Here is an 18697-nt window from a genome sequence, read left to right on the forward strand (position 1 = left end):
ACCTTGTCAAGCAGCAATCCGCTGCGTGACGCCGCAGACCGACGGCTCCCGCGTATCGCGGGGCCGTCGGGCCTGGTGATCTTCGGCGTCACGGGCGATTTGTCCCGTAAAAAGTTGATGCCCGCCGTCTATGACCTCGCCAACCGGGGTCTGCTGCCGCCGGGCTTTTCCCTGATCGGTTTCGCCCGCCGCGAGTGGCAGGACGAGGACTTCGCGCAGGAGGTCCACGACGCGGTCAAGGCGCACGCCCGTACGCCGTTCCGCGAGGAGGTCTGGCAGCAGCTCATCCAGGGGATGCGTTTCGTCCAGGGCGACTTCGACGATGACGACGCCTTCGAGATGCTGAAGTCGACCATCCAGGAGCTCGACAAGGCGCAGGGCACGGGCGGCAACTTCGCCTTCTACCTGTCGGTGCCGCCGAAGTTCTTCCCCAAGGTCGTCCAGCAGCTCAAGAAGCACGGTCTGGCCGACCAGAAGAACGGCTCCTGGCGCCGCGCCGTCATCGAGAAGCCGTTCGGCCACGACCTGGTCTCCGCCAAGGAGCTCAACCAGGTCGTGCACGAGGTCTTCCCGCCCAACGAGGTCTTCCGGATCGACCACTACCTGGGCAAGGAGACCGTTCAGAACATCCTGGCCCTGCGGTTCGCGAACACCATGTTCGAGCCGCTGTGGAACCGCTCCTACGTCGACCACGTGCAGATCACGATGGCCGAGGACATCGGCATCGGCGGCCGGGCCGGCTACTACGACGGCATCGGCGCGGCCCGTGACGTCATCCAGAACCACCTGCTCCAGCTGATGGCGCTGACCGCGATGGAGGAGCCCGCCTCCTTCGACGCGGACGCGCTCGCGGCGGAGAAGACCAAGGTGCTCGGCGCGGTACGGCTGCCCAAGGACCTCGGCAAGGACACCGTTCGCGCCCAGTACGCGGCCGGGTGGCAGGGCGGCGAGAAGGCCGTCGGCTACCTCCAGGAAGACGGCATCGACCCGAAGTCGAAGACCGACACCTACGCCGCGGTCAAGCTGGAGATCGACAACCGCCGCTGGGCGGGCGTCCCGTTCTACCTGCGCACCGGCAAGCGGCTCGGCCGCCGGGTCACGGAGATCGCGGTGGTCTTCCAGCGCGCCCCGCACTCCCCCTTCGACCACACCGCCACGGAGGAGCTGGGCCAGAACGCCCTGGTCATCCGGGTGCAGCCGGACGAGGGCGTGACCGTGCGGTTCGGCTCCAAGGTGCCGGGCACCTCGATGGAGGTCAGGGACGTCTCCATGGACTTCGCGTACGGCGAGTCCTTCACGGAGTCGAGCCCCGAGGCCTACGAACGCCTCATCCTGGACGTCCTGTTGGGCGACTCCAACCTCTTCCCGCGCGTGGAGGAGGTCGAGCTGTCCTGGAAGATCCTCGACCCGATCGAGCAGTACTGGGACAAGAACGGCAAGCCCGCCCAGTACCCCTCCGGGACCTGGGGACCGGCCGAGGCGGACGAAATGCTCGCACGAGACGGACGGAGCTGGCGTCGGCCATGAAGATCGACCTTACGGACACCACGGCCAGCAAGATCAACAAGGCGCTCGTGCAGGGCCGCCGGGCGATCGGCACCCCCGCCGTCGGCATGGTGCTCACCCTCGTCATCGTCACCGACGAGGAGAACGCCTACGACGCCCTGCGAGCGGCGAGCGACGCCTCGCGCGAGCACCCCTCGCGCACCCTCGTCGTCATCAAGCGCGTCTCGCGCTCGCCCCGCGACCGCACCACCTCCCGGCTCGATGCCGAGGTGCGGGTCGGCGCGGACGCGGGCACCGGCGAGACGGTGGTCCTCCGGCTGTACGGCGAGGTGCTCAACCACGCCCAGTCGGTGGTCCTGCCGCTGCTCCTGCCGGACGCGCCGGTCGTCGTCTGGTGGCCGGTGAGCGCGCCGGTCGACCCGGCGAAGGACCCGCTGGGCGCCCTCGCCCAGCGCCGGGTGACCGACACGTACGCGGCCGAGCAGCCCATCCAGGAGCTGACCGCCCGCGCCGAGGCGTACACCCCCGGCGACACCGACCTGTCGTGGACCCGCATCACGCCGTGGCGTTCGATGCTGGCCGCGGCACTCGACCAGATCGCCTGCAAGGTGACGGCCGTCGAGGTGGAGGGCGAGGAGTTCAACCCGAGCTGCGAACTGCTCGGCATGTGGCTCGCGGACCGGCTGAGCGTGCCGGTCAAGCGCTCCCTGTCGTCGGGCCCCGGCCTCACCGCCGTACGCCTGGAGACGGACGGCGGGCCGATCGTCCTGGACCGCGCCGACGGCTCTCTCGCCACGCTCTCCGTGCAGGGCCAGCCGGACCGCGCGGTGGCGCTGAAGCGCCGCGAGACCTCCGAGCTCATCGCGGAGGAACTGCGCCGCCTCGACCCGGACGACACCTACGCGTCCGCGCTGAAGTACGGCGTCGACCGGCTCGGCGAGGCCGCTGACCCCAAGTCCGTACCGGCCGCCGCGGAGGCGGACGCCAAGCCGGTCCCGGCGAAGAAGGCCGCTCCGGTCAAGAAGGCAGCGGCCAAGTGAGCACGCCGCAGCTCGTCGTCCACCACGACAAGGAGCTGATGGTCCAGGCCGCGGCGGCCCGGCTGATCACGAAGATCGTGGACGCCCAGGCCGCCCGCGGCTCGGCGTCCGTGGTCCTCACGGGCGGCCGCAACGGCAACGGCCTCCTCGCGGCGCTGGCCTCCTCACCGGCCCGGGACGCGATCGACTGGTCGCGGCTTGACCTGTGGTGGGGCGACGAGCGCTTCCTGCCGGAGGGCGACCCGGAGCGCAACGTCACGCAGGCCCGTGCGGCGCTGCTCGACGCGGTGCCGCTGGACCCGAAGCGGGTGCACGCGATGCCGGCCTCGGGCGGAGCGTACGGCGGTGACGCCGATGCGGCGGCGGCCGCCTACGCGGCGGAGCTCGCGGCCGCCTCGGGCCCCGAGGACCACGGGCCGGTGCCGACGTTCGACGTCCTGCTCCTCGGCGTCGGCCCGGACACCCATGTGGCCTCCCTCTTCCCGGAGTTGCCGGCGGTGCGGGAGACCGAGCGGACGGTCGTCGGGGTGCACGGCGCCCCGAAGCCGCCGCCCACCCGGATCTCGCTGACCCTCCCGGCGATCCGGGCGGCCCGTGAGGTGTGGCTGCTCGCGGCGGGCGAGGACAAGGCGCATGCCGCGGCGATAGCCCTGTCGGGCGCGGGCGAGATCCAGGCCCCGGCGGCAGGCGCCTACGGCCGTGCCCGCACCCTGTGGCTGCTGGACTCGGCAGCCGCTTCGCAACTCCCGAGAACGCTGTACCCCCCGGCGTCCGCCTGACGCCGACCGCCTTGGGAACCGGCCCGGTTCACCCCGCACGGGGTGGACCGGGCCGGGGCGTTTTACCTCAACGCCCCCGCAGCGAGCGGTACTTGGCGACCAGGGCCTTGCTGGACACGTCGAGACCCGGCACGTCCGCGCCCTCGGTCAGGGCGGGCTCGACGCGCTTGGCGAGGACCTTGCCGAGCTCGACGCCCCACTGGTCGAAGGAGTCGATGTTCCAGATGGCGCCCTGGACGAACACCTTGTGCTCGTACAGCGCGATCAGCTGGCCGAGGACCGAGGGGGTCAGCTCCTTGGCGAGGATCGTGGTGGTGGGGTGGTTGCCCTTGAACGTCTTGTGCGGCACGAGCTCCTCGGCCACGCCCTCGGCCCGCACCTCGTCCGGCGTCTTGCCGAAGGCCAGCGCCTGCGTCTGGGCGAAGAAGTTGGCCATCAGGAGGTCGTGCTGGGCCACCAGGCCCGGCAGCAGGTCCGCGACCGGCTCGGCGAAACCGATGAAGTCGGCCGGGATGACCTTCGTACCCTGGTGAATCAACTGGTAGTAGGCGTGCTGCCCGTTGGTGCCCGGGGTGCCCCACACCACCGGTCCGGTCTGCCAGTCGACCGGGTTGCCGTCGCGGTCCACGGACTTGCCGTTGGACTCCATGTCCAGCTGCTGGAGGTACGCGGTGAACTTGGACAGGTAGTGGCTGTACGGGAGCACCGCATGCGACTGGGCATCGTGGAACGCGCCGTACCAGACCCCCAACAGGCCGAGCAACAAAGGCGCGTTGGACTCCGCGGGCGCGGTGCGGAAGTGCTCGTCGACCAGGTGGAAGCCGTCGAGCATCTCGCTGAACCGGTCCGGCCCGACGGCGATCATCAGGGAGAGGCCGATGGCCGAGTCGAAGGAGTAGCGGCCGCCGACCCAGTCCCAGAACCCGAACATGTTGTCCGTGTCGATGCCGAACGCCGCGACCTTCTCGGCGTTGGTCGACAGCGCCACGAAGTGCTTGGCGACGGCCTCCTGACCGGCCTTCAGCTCGGTCAGCAGCCAGTCGCGCGCCGAGGTGGCGTTGGTGATGGTCTCGATGGTGGTGAAGGTCTTGGACGCGATGACGAACAGCGTCTCGGCGGCGTCCAGGTCGCGGACGGCCTCGTGGAGGTCGGCGCCGTCGACGTTGGACACGAACCGGACCGTCAACTCCCGGTCGGCGAAGGACTTCAGGACCTCGTACGCCATCGCGGGGCCGAGGTCGGAGCCGCCGATGCCGATGTTGACGACGTTCTTGATGCGCCGACCGGTGTGGCCGGTCCACTCGCCCGAGCGGATCCGCTCGGAGAAGGAGCCCATCTTGTCGAGCACGGCGTGCACGCCCGGCACGACGTTCTCGCCGTCGACCTCGATCACCGCGTCGCGCGGGGCACGCAGCGCGGTGTGCAGGACGGCGCGGTCCTCGGTGGTGTTGATCTTCTCGCCGCGGAACATGGCGTCCCGCAGCCCGGCGACATCGGCGGCCGCGGCCAGCTCGCGCAGCAGCCCGAGGGTCTCGTCGGTCACGAGATGCTTGGAGTAGTCGAGGTAGAGATCGCCGACCTGCAGGGTGTATCCGGTGCCGCGACCGGGTTCGGCGGCGAACAGCTCACGCAGATGGGTGTCGCCCAACTGCTCCCGGTGCTTGCCCAGTGCGATCCACTCGGGCATCTGGTTGAGCCTGGTACGGCTACCTGCGTTCATCTGCGGCATCAGCCCACTTCTTCTCGTACGTGCGTACCTGCCCCGCTGCCTCTCCAACCTAATTGATCAGGCGGGGAGGGCAGGAATCAGAACGCCCACGGCGACCACGAACAAGCCGGACGCGAGCAGGGCCGGTGTGTTGAGGCCCCAGGACGCCGCGGCCACGCCGCCGGCCAGCGCGCCGAGCGGGGCACCCGCGACGGCGAGCGTCCGGAACGCCGCGCTCACCCGTCCCAGCATGGCCTCCGGCGCGCGCTCCTGCATCAGTGTCGTCTGGTTCACGTTCCACACCATCCCCATGAGCCCGAACAGCGCCAGGGCGGCGACCGCCACCCACAGCTCACGGACCGTGCCCATGGCGGCCAGGCAGCCGGTCTGGACGATCCCGGCGATGAGCACGCTCCGTATTCGCCCGGCCCGCTGGGCGAGCCGTTTGGCGAGCAGCCCGCCGGTCACGCTGCCGGCTCCGTACGCCGTGATGGCCGCGGCGTAGCCGCCGTGCCCGGCGTGCAGCCAGCCGGTGACGTGCAGCACCAGGGTGGCGATGAGGGCGCCCATGCCGATGTTGCACACGGTGGTGGCGGCGCACAGTCCGCGCAGCACCCGGTCGCCCCAAAGCTCCCGCAGCCCTTCGGCCATCTCCCCGCGCAGGGTGGACCCGGGCTTCCGCTCCGCCCGCTGGGGCGCCTCGGGCCGCAGCGAGGCGACGAGTGCCGCGGCGAGCACATAGCTGACCGCGTCCACCCCGTACGGCGCCGCGGCTCCGACCGCGAGGAGCGCCGGCACCAGCGGGGCGGCCAGGAAGCCGCCCGCGATCTGCTGCCCGGTCATCACCCGGGCGTTCGCGCCGGCCAGCGCCCCGCGGGGCACCAGCGAGGGCAGCAGAGCGGTCGCCGCGTTGTCGAAGAGGGTCTGGAGGGTGGTGAGCGCGAAGGCCAGCACGATCAGCAGGGCTATCGAGGCGTGCCCCAGGGCGACGGCCAGCGCGAAGGCGGCGACCAGGGCGCCCCGGACCAGATCGACGGCCCACATGGCGCGGCGCTGGTCCACCCGGTCGGCGATCGCCCCGCCGAGCAGTCCGAACAGCAGCCACGGCAGATAGCCGCAGGCCGTGACGAGCACGACGGGGAACGGATCGGCGGTGAGCGTGGTGGCGAGGAGCGGCAGCGCGGCCGTGCGCAGCGCGTCACCGAGACGGCTGACGACGGCGGCCGTCCACAGCCTTCCGAATCCCCCGCGCCAGGCCGGCGCCGTCGCCGCAGCCGTGTTCTCCGCGGCCTGCACTGCTGCCACAACTCCCCCTCGTGATCGGCTGCTTCACAAGGTAGAGGGCACCACTGACAATCGGCTGTGACCTGCGCTTTCATCCTTCGGGCCAGGATCGCGCGCGCCGGAGGGGCCCGGATGCACCGAAGGGCCCCGCAGGCGAACCGAGTTCACCCATTGGGCCCTTCAACTGTCAGATCTCGCCCCGGAGCTTGGCGAGCGCCTCCGCGAGGATCGCCTCGCCGTCCGCGTCGCTGCGCCGTTCCCGTACGTACGCGAGGTGGGTCTTGTACGGCTCGGTGCGCGGCGGGTCCGGCGGGTTGTCCCGGTCCTGTCCTGCGGGGAATCCGCAGCGCGGGCAGTCCCACGTCTCCGGAACCTGTGCGTCACTGGCGAAGCTCGGCTGCGTCTCGTGCCCGTTCGAGCACCAGAAGGAGATGCGGAGGCGCGGCGCGGATTCGCCCCGCTCGGCCTCCCCCATCGGCCCCGCTCCGACCCGGCTTCCCCGGATCGCGTTGCCACTTGCCACGGTCGTAACTCCCTGCGTGATGGTGCTCGAAGATGCCCCAGTCTACGTAAGGCCCAACGCGCGTCCAGTGATTGGAGTTACACCCCACCCCCGAAACGCCGAACGACGACGGCTTACTTGAGCTTCATCAGCAGACCAAGTACGACAATGCACACGAACCACAACAGACCGATCACGACGGTGATCCGGTCGAGGTTGCGCTCGGCGACCGACGAGCCGCCGACGGAGGACTGCATGCCACCGCCGAACATGTCGGAGAGGCCGCCGCCCTTTCCCTTGTGCATCAGCACCAGCAGCATCAGCAGCAGGCTGAAGACGATCAGGGCAATCGAGAACCCGACAATCACGGCTGGACCAACTTCCTAGGACTGATATGACGAGGGGGGCCGGCGGCGTCGTGCTCCACAACACCCCACCGGCCCCCGCAAGGGTACGACGGATCCGCGCTACCGCATACTTACTGGTCGCGGAAGCGGACGATCTTGACGAACTCGTCGGCGTCCAGCGCCGCGCCGCCCACCAGGGCGCCGTCCACATCGGGCTGCGCCATGATCGCGGCGACGTTCCCGGACTTCACCGAGCCGCCGTACTGGATGCGCACCTTGTCGGCGAGCTCCTGCGAGTACAGCTCGGCGAGGCGGCCGCGGATCGCACCGCAGACTTCCTGGGCGTCCTCCGGGGTGGCGACCTCGCCGGTGCCGATGGCCCACACCGGCTCGTACGCGATCACGATGGACTCGGCCTGCTCGGCCGGGATGTCCTTGAGGCCGCCGTCGAGCTGGGCCAGCGTGTACTGGACCTGCTGGCCGGACTTGCGGATGTCCAGGCCCTCGCCGATGCAGAGGATCGGGGTCAGGCCGTGCTGGTAGGCGGCCTTCACCTTGGCGTTGCAGATCTCGTCGCTCTCCGCGTGGTACTGGCGGCGCTCGGAGTGGCCGACGGCGACGTAGGTGCACTTCAGCTTGGACAGCATCGGGCCCGAGATCTCGCCGGTGTAGGCACCGGAGTCGTGCGCCGAGATGTCCTGGGCGCCGTACTTGATCTTGAGCTTGTCGCCGTCGACGAGGGTCTGCACGGAACGCAGGTCGACGAAGGGCGGCAGGACCGCGACCTCGACGGCCTCGTAGTCCTTGTCGGCGAGCGCGAAGGCGAGCTTCTGGACGTGCGCGATGGCCTCGAGGTGGTTGAGGTTCATCTTCCAGTTGCCCGCCATCAGCGGGGTACGGGTGCTCACAGGTGTTCAGTCCTCCAGTGCGGCGAGGCCGGGAAGCGTCTTGCCCTCGAGGTATTCGAGGCTGGCGCCGCCACCGGTCGAGATGTGGCCGAACTTCGACTCGTCGAAGCCCAGGTTGCGGACGGCCGCGGCGGAGTCGCCGCCGCCGACGACGGTGAAGCCCTTGCTGTCGAGCAGGGCCTGCGCGATGGCGGTGGTGCCACCGGCGTAGTCGGGGTGCTCGGCGACGCCGACCGGGCCGTTCCAGAAGACGGTCTCGGCGTCGGTGATCTTCGAGGCGAACAGCTCGCGGGACCTGGGGCCGATGTCCAGGCCCTCCTTCTCCGCGGGGATCTTGTCCGCCTCGACGGTGTCGAAGTCGGCCGGGGCCTTGGTCTTCAGGTCGGGGAAGTCCTTGGAGACCAGCACGTCGACCGGGAGCACCAGCTCGACGCCGGTCTCCTCGGCGCGCTTCATGTACTCCTTGACGACCGGGATCTGGTCCTCCTGAAGGAGGGAGATGCCGACCTCGTACCCCTTGGCCTTCAGGAAGGTGTACGCCATGCCGCCGCCGATGAGCAGGCGGTCGGCCTTGCCGAGCAGTTCGTCGATGACGGCGAGCTTGTCGGAGACCTTGGCGCCGCCGAGGACCACGGTGTAGGGGCGCTTGACGTCCTCGGTGAGCTTCTTGAGGACGCCGACCTCGGTGGCGATGAGGTATCCCGCGTAGTGCGGAAGGCGCGCCGGGAGGTCGAAGACCGAGGCGTGCCTGCGGTGTACGGCGCCGAAGCCGTCACCCACGTACACATCGGCGAGGGCGGCGAGCTGGTCGGCGAACTCGCTGCGCTCGGTGTCGTCCTTGGCCGTCTCACCGGCGTTGAAACGCAGGTTCTCGATGACCGCGACCTGGCCGGGCTGGAGCCCGTTGACCGCGTCGTGGGCGGCGGGGCCGACCGTGTCCTGCGCGAACGCGACCGGCGCGCCGAGGAGTTCGGCGAGCCGCTCGGCGGCGGGCAGCAGCGAGAACTGCGGGTCCGGGGCGCCCTTGGGGCGGCCGAGGTGGGAGGCCACGACGACCTTGGCGTCGGCGGCGACGAGCGCCTTGACGGTGGGCAGCACGGCGCGGATGCGGCCGTCGTCGGTGATGAGGCCGTCTGCCAGCGGCACGTTGAGGTCGGCGCGGACGAATACCCGCTTGCCCGCGACCCCTTCGGCGAGAAGTTCGTCGATCGTCTTCATTACGGGGACTCCTTGGAGGTACGTGACGGGGGGTCTGGACAGGCGACAGGGCCCGTACAGCGCTTCGTTGCGCTGCCCGAGCCCTGTAGCTCACATCAGGTGCCTACCGGACCGTGTCAGAGCTGGCCGCCGACGAAGACGGTCAGGTCGACGAGGCGGTTGGAGTAGCCCCACTCGTTGTCGTACCAGCCCAGGACCTTGACGGTCTTGGCGTCGACCATCGTCAGCTGGGAGTCGAAGGTGCACGACGCCGGCTCGCTGACGATGTCGGAGGAGACGATCGGGTCCTCGGTGTAGTAGAGGATGCCCTTCAGCTCGCCTTCCGCGGCCTTCTGGAAAGCGGCGTTGACCTCGTCCTTGGTGACCTCGCGGGTCAGCTCGATCACCAGGTCGGTGATGGAGCCGGTGGGGACCGGGACGCGCATGGCCATGCCGTCGAGCTTGCCCTTGAGCTGCGGGAGGACCAGAGCGGTGGCCTTCGCGGCGCCGGTCGTGGTCGGGATGATGTTCTCGGCGGCGGCCCGCGCGCGGCGCAGGTCCGAGTGCGGGAAGTCCAGGATCCGCTGGTCGTTGGTGTACGCGTGGACCGTCGTCATGAAGCCCTTGACGATGCCGAAGCTCTCGTCGAGCACCTTGGCCATCGGCGCCACGCAGTTGGTGGTGCAGGAGGCGTTGGAGATGACGTGGTGGTTGGCCGCGTCGTACTTGTCCTGGTTGACGCCCATCACGATGGTGATGTCCTCGTCCTTGGCCGGAGCCGAGATGAGGACCTTCTTCGCGCCGCCGGCGATGTGCTTCTCGGCGTCGGCCTTCTTGGTGAAGATGCCGGTCGACTCGATGACGATGTCGACGCCCAGCTGACCCCAGGGGATGTCGGCCGGGTTGCGCTCGGAGAGCACCTTGATGGTGTGGCCGTCGACCGTGATGGTGTCGGCGGTGTGCGTGACCTCGGCCTTGAGACGACCCAGAATGGTGTCGTACTTCAGCAGATGAGCGGTGGTCGCGGTGTCACCCAGGTCGTTGACAGCCACGATCTCGATGTCAGCACCCTGCTCCAGCAGCGCGCGGAAGTAGTTGCGCCCGATGCGGCCAAAGCCGTTGATGCCTACGCGGATCGTCACGAACCGATCTCCTCGTTAGGTACGCCGGGTTTCGACGCCGGCGAGTTGTATGGGATGTCCCCGACCGCTTACGACCCTACCTCCCCGGGGACGCCGGGGTGACATCGAGCGCGTCCGGATGGTTCCGAAATGGGGTCCGGAGCGGCCCGGAGGCCCGTACCTACTTGCGGGTACGGGCCTCTAGGGACTTTCGGCCCCATTACGCGGCGTCAGCGGTGCAGTGCGCTGAGCGCCTTGGCGATGACCTGCTTGCGGTCGGCGGCCGCGGGCACGTTCTCCAGGCCGAAGCCGAGGAGGACGGTGCTGCGCGTGGTGATCGCCGCCGAGGAGTGGAACAGCGCCTGGGAGCGGGCCCAGTCGCCGCTGTTGCCGGGGCTGCCGGCCGGCGGTCCCGGCACGCTCCAGGGGCCGAGCGAGGTCTCGAAGCCCTCGGCTCCCTGCGGGGTGCCGCCGACGACGAGCCTGGTGTCGTCGACGAAGGCGCCGAGGCCTCCGGTGCCCGAGTCGGAGACATAGGAGACGGCGACTTCGACCTGCTTGCCCGCATAGGCGCTGAGGTCGACGGAGACCTGCTGCCAGCCGTTGGAGGAGCCGGTGAAACGGTTCCAGCCGCCGGTGCTGCCGGTCGCCTTGCAGGCGGGCGAGCCGAGCGTGAGGTAGTGCTTGAGGAAGGGGTGCGACTGGAGCAGGAAGCCCTGTTCGCACTGGCTGGGGACGCTGGTGGTGCTGCCCCCGTTGGCGTCCGGCAGGGTCGTCCAGTCGTCCTGGCCGACGGTGTGGGCCTCGATGACGACCTGGTCGTAGCCGGGTTCGGTGTCGTAGCTGAGCTGGAAGTCGAGGCTCGGCTTGGCGGCTGCGGCCGTCTGCGCCAGGTCGACGGTGCGGGCCAGCCTCATATAGGCGTTGTCCTGGTGCTTCGCCGCGGCGAACCAGGAGCCCTCGGCGGGCTCGAACGGGGTGCGGACACCGGGGTAGTCACCGGCGGCGACGCTCTTGAACTGCGGGAACTGCCGCGGATTGAGCGTGTCGGACGTGACGGTGTACGTACCGGCCGCGGTCAGCGGGCTGCCGGGTGCGGAAGCCAGCGAGGCCTTCGCGCCCGCGAGCCGTCCGGTTCCCGCGAAGGCCGGCGGGGCCTTGATCCCGGCCTTGTTGTAGGCGCCGAGGTAGTACTGCGAGAAGTCGTCGGACAGGTTGCCGCCGCCGAGGTCGACGCTGCCGCCCGCCTGCTCGCCCGCGTCGAGGAGCTTGCCGCCCTCGTTGACGAAGTCGCGTACGGCGAAGGTGGTGGCGGCCGTGGGCTGGTGGCTTCCGGTGTACCAGACGACGTTCTTGAAGTGGCTGAGCACGCCGAGCGCGCTCGGGGTGCCCTGGGTGGCGACGTCCCAGACGGCGGCCTTCTTGCCGTTGTCGGCGAGCGCCTTGGTGTAGAGCGCGGCGTTCTTCGCCGGGGCGCTGCCGCCCTCGTCGGCGAGCACCAGGGTGTCCGCCTTTGGCCGGTCGGCCACGGTGTACGTGAACGGCTTGCTCGACGTCGGTCTGCCCTCGGCGGTGCGCCCGGTGTACCAGACCTCGACCTTGTCACCGGCGTTGGCGTCCTCGACCTTGGCGCGGTACTGGTCGAAGCGGATGTTGTCGTGCCCGCCGAAGACCCCGCCGCCCTTCCAGGGCTCCAGCTCCCCGGTCCGCGTACGGCCGCCGTTGATGCGGTAGTTGAGCCTCTTGTCGCGCACCGACTTGCGTACGGTGACGGCCACTTCCTGGTCGTCGTCACGCGTGTACGAGGTGGCGAAGGTGTCCGGGGTGAAGTCGGGCGCGTCGATGCCGACCGAGGAGGAGGGCCGGTCGGGGTGGGCGGTGGTCTCGGCGACGGAGAGCGCGAAGGGGATGTTCTTCTCGAACTCGCCCTGGATCAGCTTCTCGCTGTCGGGGAAGTTGAAGTCGGAGGGGCAGTCGGCCGCGTTCCACTCGTCGTTGGGGTCCACGTTCGAGGCGGTGGTGCAGGTCGACATTTCCGGGGTGAACATCATCGTGCCGTTGACGTTCGCCGCGTGGCCGTCGGCCTCGCCGTTGGTGGTGTAGAGCGCGGAGGAGACCTCGGAGAGGTAGCCGGGGATGGCCGGCTTGTCGGGGGTGCCCGCGAGCGACTTGTAGATGACGTCGTCGGGGGTCGGCGTGGCGACCTGCCAGCCCACTCCGTACAGCAGCAGTTCGGCCGCGGAGTGGTAGTTGATGGCGTAGTTGAAGTGGATCCGCTTCTCGAAGGAGTCCAGCGCCTTGGTCTCGGGCTCGCTGCCCGCGCTCGGGCCGCGGTAGGTCTCGTTCGCCGGATCGGGGGACGAACCCTCGTTGTCGTAGCCCCACTTGTAGGGGAAGTTGCGGTTGGGGTCGACGCCGTCGCCGACGGTTATCTTGCCGTCGCCGTTGTTGTCGCGGAGGTTCTTGCGCCACAGCCGGTGGCCCGGGGTGAACGTGAAGTCGTAGCCGTCCGGGTTGGCGGAGATCACGAACCACAGCTCGGTGGAGTCCACGATCTTGGTGATCCGCGGGTCCTTGCCGTAGTTGTCGAGGTAGTAGTGCATCAGCCGCCGGGTCATTTCCGGGGTGATCCACTCGCGGGCGTGCTGGTTGGACAGGTACAGCATGGCGGGCTTCGAGCCGTCCTTGGACTTCTTCGCGCCCTTGGTGAGCTTGACGGCGAGGATGTCCTGGCCCTGGACGGTCTTGCCGATCGACTCGACCTTGGTGAGCTCCGGGTTGGCCTTCCCGGTGTCGAGGATCTCCTGCTTCAGCCCGTTCTTGCCGCTGTACGGCCGGAACACCCCGTCGCCCGCGGCCTTGAGGCGGTTCTGGGTCTGGGCGGAGACCTTGTGCTCGGTGAGCTCGACGCCCTTGCTCCGCAGCGCGGCGGCCTGCGTCTTGGTGAGGTACAGCTCGACGCCGGCCGAGCCCTTGGCGGGCAGCTCGGGGCCCAGTTCCTGGGCGTCGGCGCCGGCCTCCAGGAGCAGCGGCAGTTGGGCGCGGCTGACCTTGGCGTTCCAGACGACGATGGACTCGCCGTCGGCCGAGCCCTGACTGGCCTGGGCGAGCGGTGCCGCCACCAGTCCGGCCGTCAGGAGTGATGCAGCGGCGAGGATCGCTCTCGCTCTGCGTCTCATAAGCCCCCCTTGCTGTTGTCTGCCACGAAAGTGAACAGACGCCAGGCTCATGACTCTTCATGATCATGTCAATACCGCCCCGGTTCCCGGCAGCGCGTACCCGAAACGGAACCGGCGCCCACCAAGTGGGCGCCGGATACGGCGAGTTGAGGACGGGGCCGGGGTCAGCCGACCAGGCCGTCCGCCATCTCCTCCGTCAGATTGGACTCGGTCCCGGGGATCCCCAGGTCCTGGGCCCGCTTGTCGGCCATGGCGAGCAGGCGGCGGATCCGGCCCGCGACCGCGTCCTTGGTCAGCGGCGGGTCCGCGAGCGCGCCCAGCTCCTCCAGGGACGCCTGCTTGTGCTCCATGCGCAGCCGGCCCGCCGCCGCGAGGTGCTCCGGGACCTCCTCGCCGAGGATCTCCAGGGCGCGCTGCACGCGGGCCCCGGCGGCGACCGCGGCCCGAGCCGAGCGGCGCAGGTTGGCGTCGTCGAAGTTGGCCAGGCGGTTCGCGGTGGCGCGGACCTCGCGGCGCATCCGCCGCTCCTCCCAGGCGAGCACCGACTCGTGCGCGCCGAGGCGGGTGAGCAGCGCGCCGATCGCGTCGCCGTCCCGGACGACCACCCGGTCCACACCGCGGACCTCGCGGGCCTTCGCCGCGATCTGGAGGCGCCGGGCCGCGCCGACCAGCGCGAGGGCCGCCTCCGGGCCCGGGCAGGTCACCTCGAGGGACGAGGAGCGGCCCGGCTCGGTCAGCGAGCCGTGCGCCAGGAACGCGCCGCGCCAGGCGGCCTCGGCGTCACAGGTGGCCCCCGAGACCACCTGGGGCGGCAGGCCGCGGATGGGACGGCCGCGGCCGTCGACGAGCCCGGTCTGGCGGGCCAGCTGATCGCCGCCCGCCACGACCCGTACGACGAAGCGCGAGCCTCTGCGCAGGCCGCCCGGAGCCATCACGATCAGCTCGGAGCTGTGCCCGAAGATCTCCAGAATGTCCCGCTTCAGCCGGCGTGCCGCCATCGCGGTGTCCAGCTCCGCCTCGATCACAATGCGGCCGCTCACCAGGTGCAGCCCGCCCGCGAACCGAAGAATCGCCGAGACCTCCGCCTTCCTGCAGCAGGTCCGGGTGACGGGCAGCCGGGAAATTTCGTCCTTCACCGCCGGCGTCATCGCCATGGGCCGATCCTTCCATGCATCCGAAAAATACGGTCGTACGCGGCGGCCAACAGCTCCGGATCGTGCTTCGGAGAACCGTCGGGCCTGGCCACCGGCGCCAGCTCGACCTCGGCTCCGAGCCTTTTGGCGGCATCGGTCAGGCTCCCCCGGTCGGGCACGGCGGCCGCATCGGCCAGCACCACGTCGAAGGCGAGTTTAGGGGCGTGTCGTCCCAAAACCTCCAAATGACGCTGCGGAGAGAAGCCATCGGTTTCACCCGGTTGTGGCGCGAGGTTCAGCGAGAGGACCTTGCGGGCCTTGGTCTCGGTGAGCGCGTCGAGCAGTTCGGGCACCATCAGATGCGGGATCACGGAGGAGAACCAGGAGCCCGGGCCGAGCACCACCCAGTCCGCGTCGAGGACCGCGGCGACCGCTTCGGGGACGGCCGGCGGGTCGTGCGGCACCAGCTGTACGGAGAGCACCTCGCCGGGCGTGAGCGCCACGGTGGCCTGGCCGCGCACGGTGTCCACATCGTCGGGGCGGCCGGGATCGTGGCCCCGTACGAGGGCCTCCAGCTCCAGCGGGACGGCCGACATCGGCAGCACCCGGCCCTGGGCGCCGAGCAGCTTGCCCACCAGGTCCAGGGCCTGCACATGGTCGCCGAGCTGCTCCCACAGGGCCACGATCAGCAGATTGCCCACCGCGTGCTCGTGCAGCTCGCCCTTGGACTGGAAGCGGTGCTGGATGACCCGGGACCAGGTCTGGCCCCAGTCGTCGTCGCCGCACAGGGCCGCCAGGGCCTTGCGCAGGTCGCCGGGGGGCAGCACGCCGAGCTCGTCGCGGAGCCGGCCGCTGGAGCCGCCGTCGTCGGCCACGGTGACGACGGCGGTCAGGTCGCCGGTGATCCGGCGCAGTGCGGCGAGCGAGGCCGACAGGCCCATGCCGCCGCCGAGCGCGACGACCTTGGGCTGGGCGCCCCGCTTGCGGCCGGTGCGCAGCACCGGGCCGACGGTACGCCGGCGGTACACCTTCACTCGCGCCCCATGTCCCGGTGTACGACGACGGTCTCGATCCCCTCGGAGGCGAGGCGGGCGGCAAGCTTCTCGGACATGGCGACCGAGCGGTGCTTGCCGCCGGTGCAGCCCACCGCGATCGTCACGTACCGCTTGCCCTCGCGGCGGTAGCCCGTGGCGATCAGCTGGAGCAGCTCGCTGTACTGGTCGAGGAACTCCTTGGCGCCCGGCTGGTTGAAGACGTAGCCCGACACCTCCTCGTTCAGACCGGTGAACGGACGCAGCTCCGGCACCCAGTGCGGGTTGGGCAGGAAGCGGCAGTCGACCACCAAGTCGGCGTCGACCGGCAGGCCGTACTTGTAGCCGAACGACATCACGGTGGCGCGCAGCTCCGGCTCCTCGTCGCCCGCGAACTGGGCGTCCATCTTGGCGCGCAGCTCGTGGACGTTGAGGCTGGAGGTGTCGATCACCAAGTCGGCGTCGCCGCGCAGTTCGCGCAGCAGGTCGCGCTCGGCGGCGATGCCGTCGACGATCCGGCCGTCGCCCTGGAGCGGGTGCGGGCGGCGCACCGACTCGAAGCGGCGCACCAGCGCGTCGTCGGAGGACTCCAGGAAGACGATCCGCCGGGTGACCTCCTTCGCGTCGAGGTCGGCGAGCGACTCGCGGAGGTTGTCGAAGAACCTCCGGCCGCGCACGTCCACGACGACCGCGATGCGGGCCACATTGCCCTGGGACCGGGCGCCGAGCTCCACCATGGTGGGGATCAGCGCGGGCGGCAGGTTGTCGACCACGAACCAGCCGAGGTCCTCCAGGCACTTGGCGGCGGTGCTGCGCCCGGCGCCGGACATACCGGAGATGATCACCAGCTCGGGGATGGCCGCATCGGCCCCGCCGGCCTCGATCGTCGTGCCCGTACTCACGTCTACTCCCGCTTCTCGGTCTTCTTCGTGGTGCTCAGTCATGTCGTGCTGCCCCCGTCGTCCTCTTCAATGATCTCTCCTGTCGCCGTGTTCACGGCGGGCGCGGCCGGGGCCGCTTCGGCGAGGGCCGCGGCAACGGTCTCGGCCGTCTTGCGGCCTATGCCGGGCACCTCGCAGATCTGGTCGATTGTCGCCGACCGGAGCTTCTTCACCGAGCCGAAATGCTTGATCAGGGCTTGTTTGCGGGAGTCGCCGAGGCCGGGCACCGCGTCCAGCGGCCCCGCCTTGAAGCGCTTCGTCCGCTTGGCCCGCTGATAGGTGATGGCGAACCGGTGGGCCTCGTCACGCACCCGCTGCAGGAGGTACAGGCCCTCGCTGGAGCGCGGCAGCACCACGGGGTCGTCCTCCTCGGGCACCCAGACCTCTTCGAGCCGCTTGGCGAGCCCGCACACCGCGATGTCGTCGATCCCGAGCTCGTCGAGCGCCCGCTTGGCGGCGGCCACCTGCGGCTGCCCGCCGTCGACGACCAGGAGCTGCGGCGGGTAGGCGAAGCGCTTGGGACGGCCGTCCTCCTCCTGGAGGGCGGACACCTCACCGGACACCCCGCCGTTCTCCTCGCCGTCCTCCCGGCCCTCCTCCTCGCCCCACTCCCCCGTGCGCACCTTCTCGGCCAGATAGCGCTTGAAGCGGCGGCTGATCACCTCGTGCATGGACCGGACGTCGTCCTGGCCCTCGAAGCCCTTGATCTGGAAGCGCCGGTACTCGCTCTTGCGCGCCAGGCCGTCCTCGAAGACCACCATGGACGCCACGACGTCGTCGCCCTGGAGGTGCGAGATGTCGAAGCACTCGATGCGCAGCGGCGCGCTGTCCAGCTCCAGGGCGGCGGCGATCTCCTCAAGGGCCCGCGAGCGCGTGGTGAGGTCCGACGCGCGCTTCGTCTTGTGCAGGGTCAGGGCCTGCTGGGCGTTGCGGGCGACGGTGGTCATCAGGTCCTTCTTGTCGCCGCGCTGCGGGATGCGCAGCGAGACGTTGGAGCCGCGCCTGCTGGCGAGCCAGCCGCTGACCGCCTCCGCGTCCTCGGGCAGCGCCGGGACCAGGACCTCCTTCGGTACGGAGTCGCCGGTCTCCTCCCCGTACAGCTGCTGGAGCGCGTGCTCGACCAGGCCCGCGGTGTCGACGGCCTCCACCTTGTCGGTGACCCAGCCGCGCTGGCCCCGCACCCGGCCGCCGCGGACGTGGAAGATCTGCACGGCGGCTTCCAGCTCGTCCTCGGCGAGCGCGATCAGGTCGGCGTCGGTGGCGTCGTTGAAGACGATCGCGTTCTTCTCCAGGGCCTTCTTGAGCGCCTCTATGTCGTCGCGCAGCCGCGCCGCCCGCTCGTACTCCATCTCCTCGGCCGCCGCCTTCATCTGCTGCTCGATGCGGCGCAGGTACGCGCCGGTGCGGCCGGCCATGAAGTCGCAGAAGTCCTCGGCCAGTTCGCGGTGTTCCTCGGGGGTGACGCGGCCGACGCAGGGGGCCGCGCACTTGCCGATGTAGCCGAGCAGACAGGGGCGGCCGATCTGGGCGGAACGCTTGAACACGCCCGCCGAGCAGGTGCGTACCGGAAAGACGCGGAGCATCAGGTCGACGGTCTCGCGGATCGCCCAGGCGTGCCCGTACGGACCGAAGTAGCGCACGCCCTTCTTCTTGGCGCCGCGCATGACCTGGACGCGCGGGAACTCCTCGTTCATCGTCACCGCGAGGTACGGATAGCTCTTGTCGTCGCGGTACTTGACATTGAAGCGGGGGTCGAACTCCTTGATCCAGGAGTATTCGAGCTGGAGCGCCTCGACCTCGGTGGCGACGACCGTCCACTCCACGGAGGCCGCCGTGGTGACCATCGTGGCCGTGCGGGGGTGCAGGCTCGTCAACGGCTGGAAGTAGTTGGCGAGCCGCTGGCGCAGGGACTTCGCCTTCCCGACGTAGATCACCCGGCGGTGCTCGTCGCGGAATTTGTAGACCCCCGGCGAGTCGGGGATCTGTCCCGGCTTGGGGCGGTAGCTGGAGGGGTCTGCCAT

15 protein-coding genes are annotated in these 18697 nt (G+C 69.9%); 3 read left to right on the plus strand and 12 right to left on the minus strand.

The window, feature by feature from the left end; all coding sequences use genetic code 11:
* The first annotated feature begins 3 nt into the window (after nucleotides 1–3).
* Genes zwf through pgl form a run of 3 tightly spaced genes read left to right on the plus strand, consistent with a single transcriptional unit; the run spans nucleotide 4 to nucleotide 3325 of the window.
* A complete protein-coding gene (zwf, locus tag ACIBK6_RS07265; RefSeq protein ID WP_399049557.1) occupies nucleotides 4–1527 on the plus strand; it encodes a glucose-6-phosphate dehydrogenase in 1524 nt (507 codons plus the stop codon).
* A complete protein-coding gene (opcA, locus tag ACIBK6_RS07270) occupies nucleotides 1524–2546 on the plus strand; it encodes a glucose-6-phosphate dehydrogenase assembly protein OpcA (RefSeq protein WP_399049558.1) in 1023 nt (340 codons plus the stop codon). Before zwf ends, opcA begins: the two co-directional genes overlap by 4 nt.
* Nucleotides 2543–3325, plus strand: coding sequence for a 6-phosphogluconolactonase (gene pgl / locus ACIBK6_RS07275; RefSeq protein ID WP_399049559.1), 783 nt, complete (start codon nucleotides 2543–2545; stop codon nucleotides 3323–3325). Before opcA ends, pgl begins: the two co-directional genes overlap by 4 nt.
* Before the next feature lie 67 nt (nucleotides 3326–3392).
* On the opposite strand, the gene pgi is transcribed toward pgl, so the two are convergent.
* The 12 genes from pgi to uvrC form a co-directional block, all read right to left on the minus strand.
* Nucleotides 3393–5045, minus strand: coding sequence for a glucose-6-phosphate isomerase (pgi, locus tag ACIBK6_RS07280; RefSeq protein WP_399050155.1), 1653 nt, complete (start codon nucleotides 5043–5045; stop codon nucleotides 3393–3395).
* Between the two features lie 66 nt (nucleotides 5046–5111).
* Entirely contained in the window at nucleotides 5112–6338 is a 1227-nt protein-coding gene (locus tag ACIBK6_RS07285; RefSeq protein ID WP_399049560.1) for an MFS transporter, read from the minus strand.
* A 166-nt stretch (nucleotides 6339–6504) separates the two neighbouring features.
* Nucleotides 6505–6840 (minus strand): RNA polymerase-binding protein RbpA, encoded by a 336-nt coding sequence (locus ACIBK6_RS07290; RefSeq protein ID WP_003976875.1) that lies wholly within the window; start codon nucleotides 6838–6840, stop codon nucleotides 6505–6507.
* A gap of 113 nt (nucleotides 6841–6953) precedes the next feature.
* Nucleotides 6954–7187 (minus strand): preprotein translocase subunit SecG, encoded by a 234-nt coding sequence (gene secG, locus ACIBK6_RS07295; RefSeq protein ID WP_399049562.1) that lies wholly within the window; start codon nucleotides 7185–7187, stop codon nucleotides 6954–6956.
* 110 nt (nucleotides 7188–7297) lie between these two features.
* The gene (gene tpiA, locus ACIBK6_RS07300; RefSeq protein ID WP_399049563.1) at nucleotides 7298–8074 is read right to left on the minus strand and encodes a triose-phosphate isomerase; all 777 of its coding nucleotides are present in this window, start codon (nucleotides 8072–8074) and stop codon (nucleotides 7298–7300) included.
* Between the two features lie 6 nt (nucleotides 8075–8080).
* Nucleotides 8081–9292 carry a phosphoglycerate kinase gene (locus tag ACIBK6_RS07305; RefSeq protein WP_399049565.1) on the minus strand — a complete coding sequence of 404 codons (1212 nt, stop codon included), beginning with the start codon at nucleotides 9290–9292 and terminating at the stop codon, nucleotides 8081–8083.
* 116 nt (nucleotides 9293–9408) lie between these two features.
* Nucleotides 9409–10413, minus strand: coding sequence for a type I glyceraldehyde-3-phosphate dehydrogenase (gene gap, locus ACIBK6_RS07310; protein WP_399049567.1), 1005 nt, complete (start codon nucleotides 10411–10413; stop codon nucleotides 9409–9411).
* 209 nt (nucleotides 10414–10622) lie between these two features.
* Entirely contained in the window at nucleotides 10623–13571 is a 2949-nt protein-coding gene (locus ACIBK6_RS07315) for a M14 family zinc carboxypeptidase (protein WP_399049569.1), read from the minus strand.
* A 164-nt stretch (nucleotides 13572–13735) separates the two neighbouring features.
* Nucleotides 13736–14725, minus strand: coding sequence for a DNA-binding protein WhiA (whiA, locus tag ACIBK6_RS07320; RefSeq protein ID WP_100574436.1), 990 nt, complete (start codon nucleotides 14723–14725; stop codon nucleotides 13736–13738).
* Nucleotides 14716–15738 carry a uridine diphosphate-N-acetylglucosamine-binding protein YvcK gene (yvcK, locus tag ACIBK6_RS07325; RefSeq protein WP_399049571.1) on the minus strand — a complete coding sequence of 341 codons (1023 nt, stop codon included), beginning with the start codon at nucleotides 15736–15738 and terminating at the stop codon, nucleotides 14716–14718. Before yvcK ends, whiA begins: the two co-directional genes overlap by 10 nt.
* Nucleotides 15735–16679, minus strand: a complete 945-nt coding sequence (gene rapZ / locus ACIBK6_RS07330) for an RNase adapter RapZ (protein WP_399049573.1) — start codon at nucleotides 16677–16679, stop codon at nucleotides 15735–15737. The genes yvcK and rapZ overlap by 4 nt, the downstream gene beginning before the upstream one ends.
* Nucleotides 16676–18697, minus strand: a complete 2022-nt coding sequence (gene uvrC / locus ACIBK6_RS07335; RefSeq protein ID WP_399049574.1) for an excinuclease ABC subunit UvrC — start codon at nucleotides 18695–18697, stop codon at nucleotides 16676–16678. The genes rapZ and uvrC overlap by 4 nt, the downstream gene beginning before the upstream one ends.

It is taken from the genome of Streptomyces sp. NPDC050485, assembly GCF_044458185.1.
Taxonomy (GTDB): Bacteria; Actinomycetota; Actinomycetes; order Streptomycetales; family Streptomycetaceae; genus Streptomyces.

Coding starts and splice junctions, on each gene's coding strand:
- opcA (WP_399049558.1), top strand. CDS start 1,524: ATGAAGATCGACCTTACGGACACCACGGCCAGCAAGATCAACAAGGCG.
- pgi (WP_399050155.1), bottom strand. CDS start 5,045: ATGAACGCAGGTAGCCGTACCAGGCTCAACCAGATGCCCGAGTGGATC.
- ACIBK6_RS07305 (WP_399049565.1), bottom strand. CDS start 9,292: ATGAAGACGATCGACGAACTTCTCGCCGAAGGGGTCGCGGGCAAGCGG.
- ACIBK6_RS07315 (WP_399049569.1), bottom strand. CDS start 13,571: ATGAGACGCAGAGCGAGAGCGATCCTCGCCGCTGCATCACTCCTGACG.
- whiA (WP_100574436.1), bottom strand. CDS start 14,725: ATGGCGATGACGCCGGCGGTGAAGGACGAAATTTCCCGGCTGCCCGTC.
- rapZ (WP_399049573.1), bottom strand. CDS start 16,679: ATGACTGAGCACCACGAAGAAGACCGAGAAGCGGGAGTAGACGTGAGT.
- uvrC (WP_399049574.1), bottom strand. CDS start 18,697: ATGGCAGACCCCTCCAGCTACCGCCCCAAGCCGGGACAGATCCCCGAC.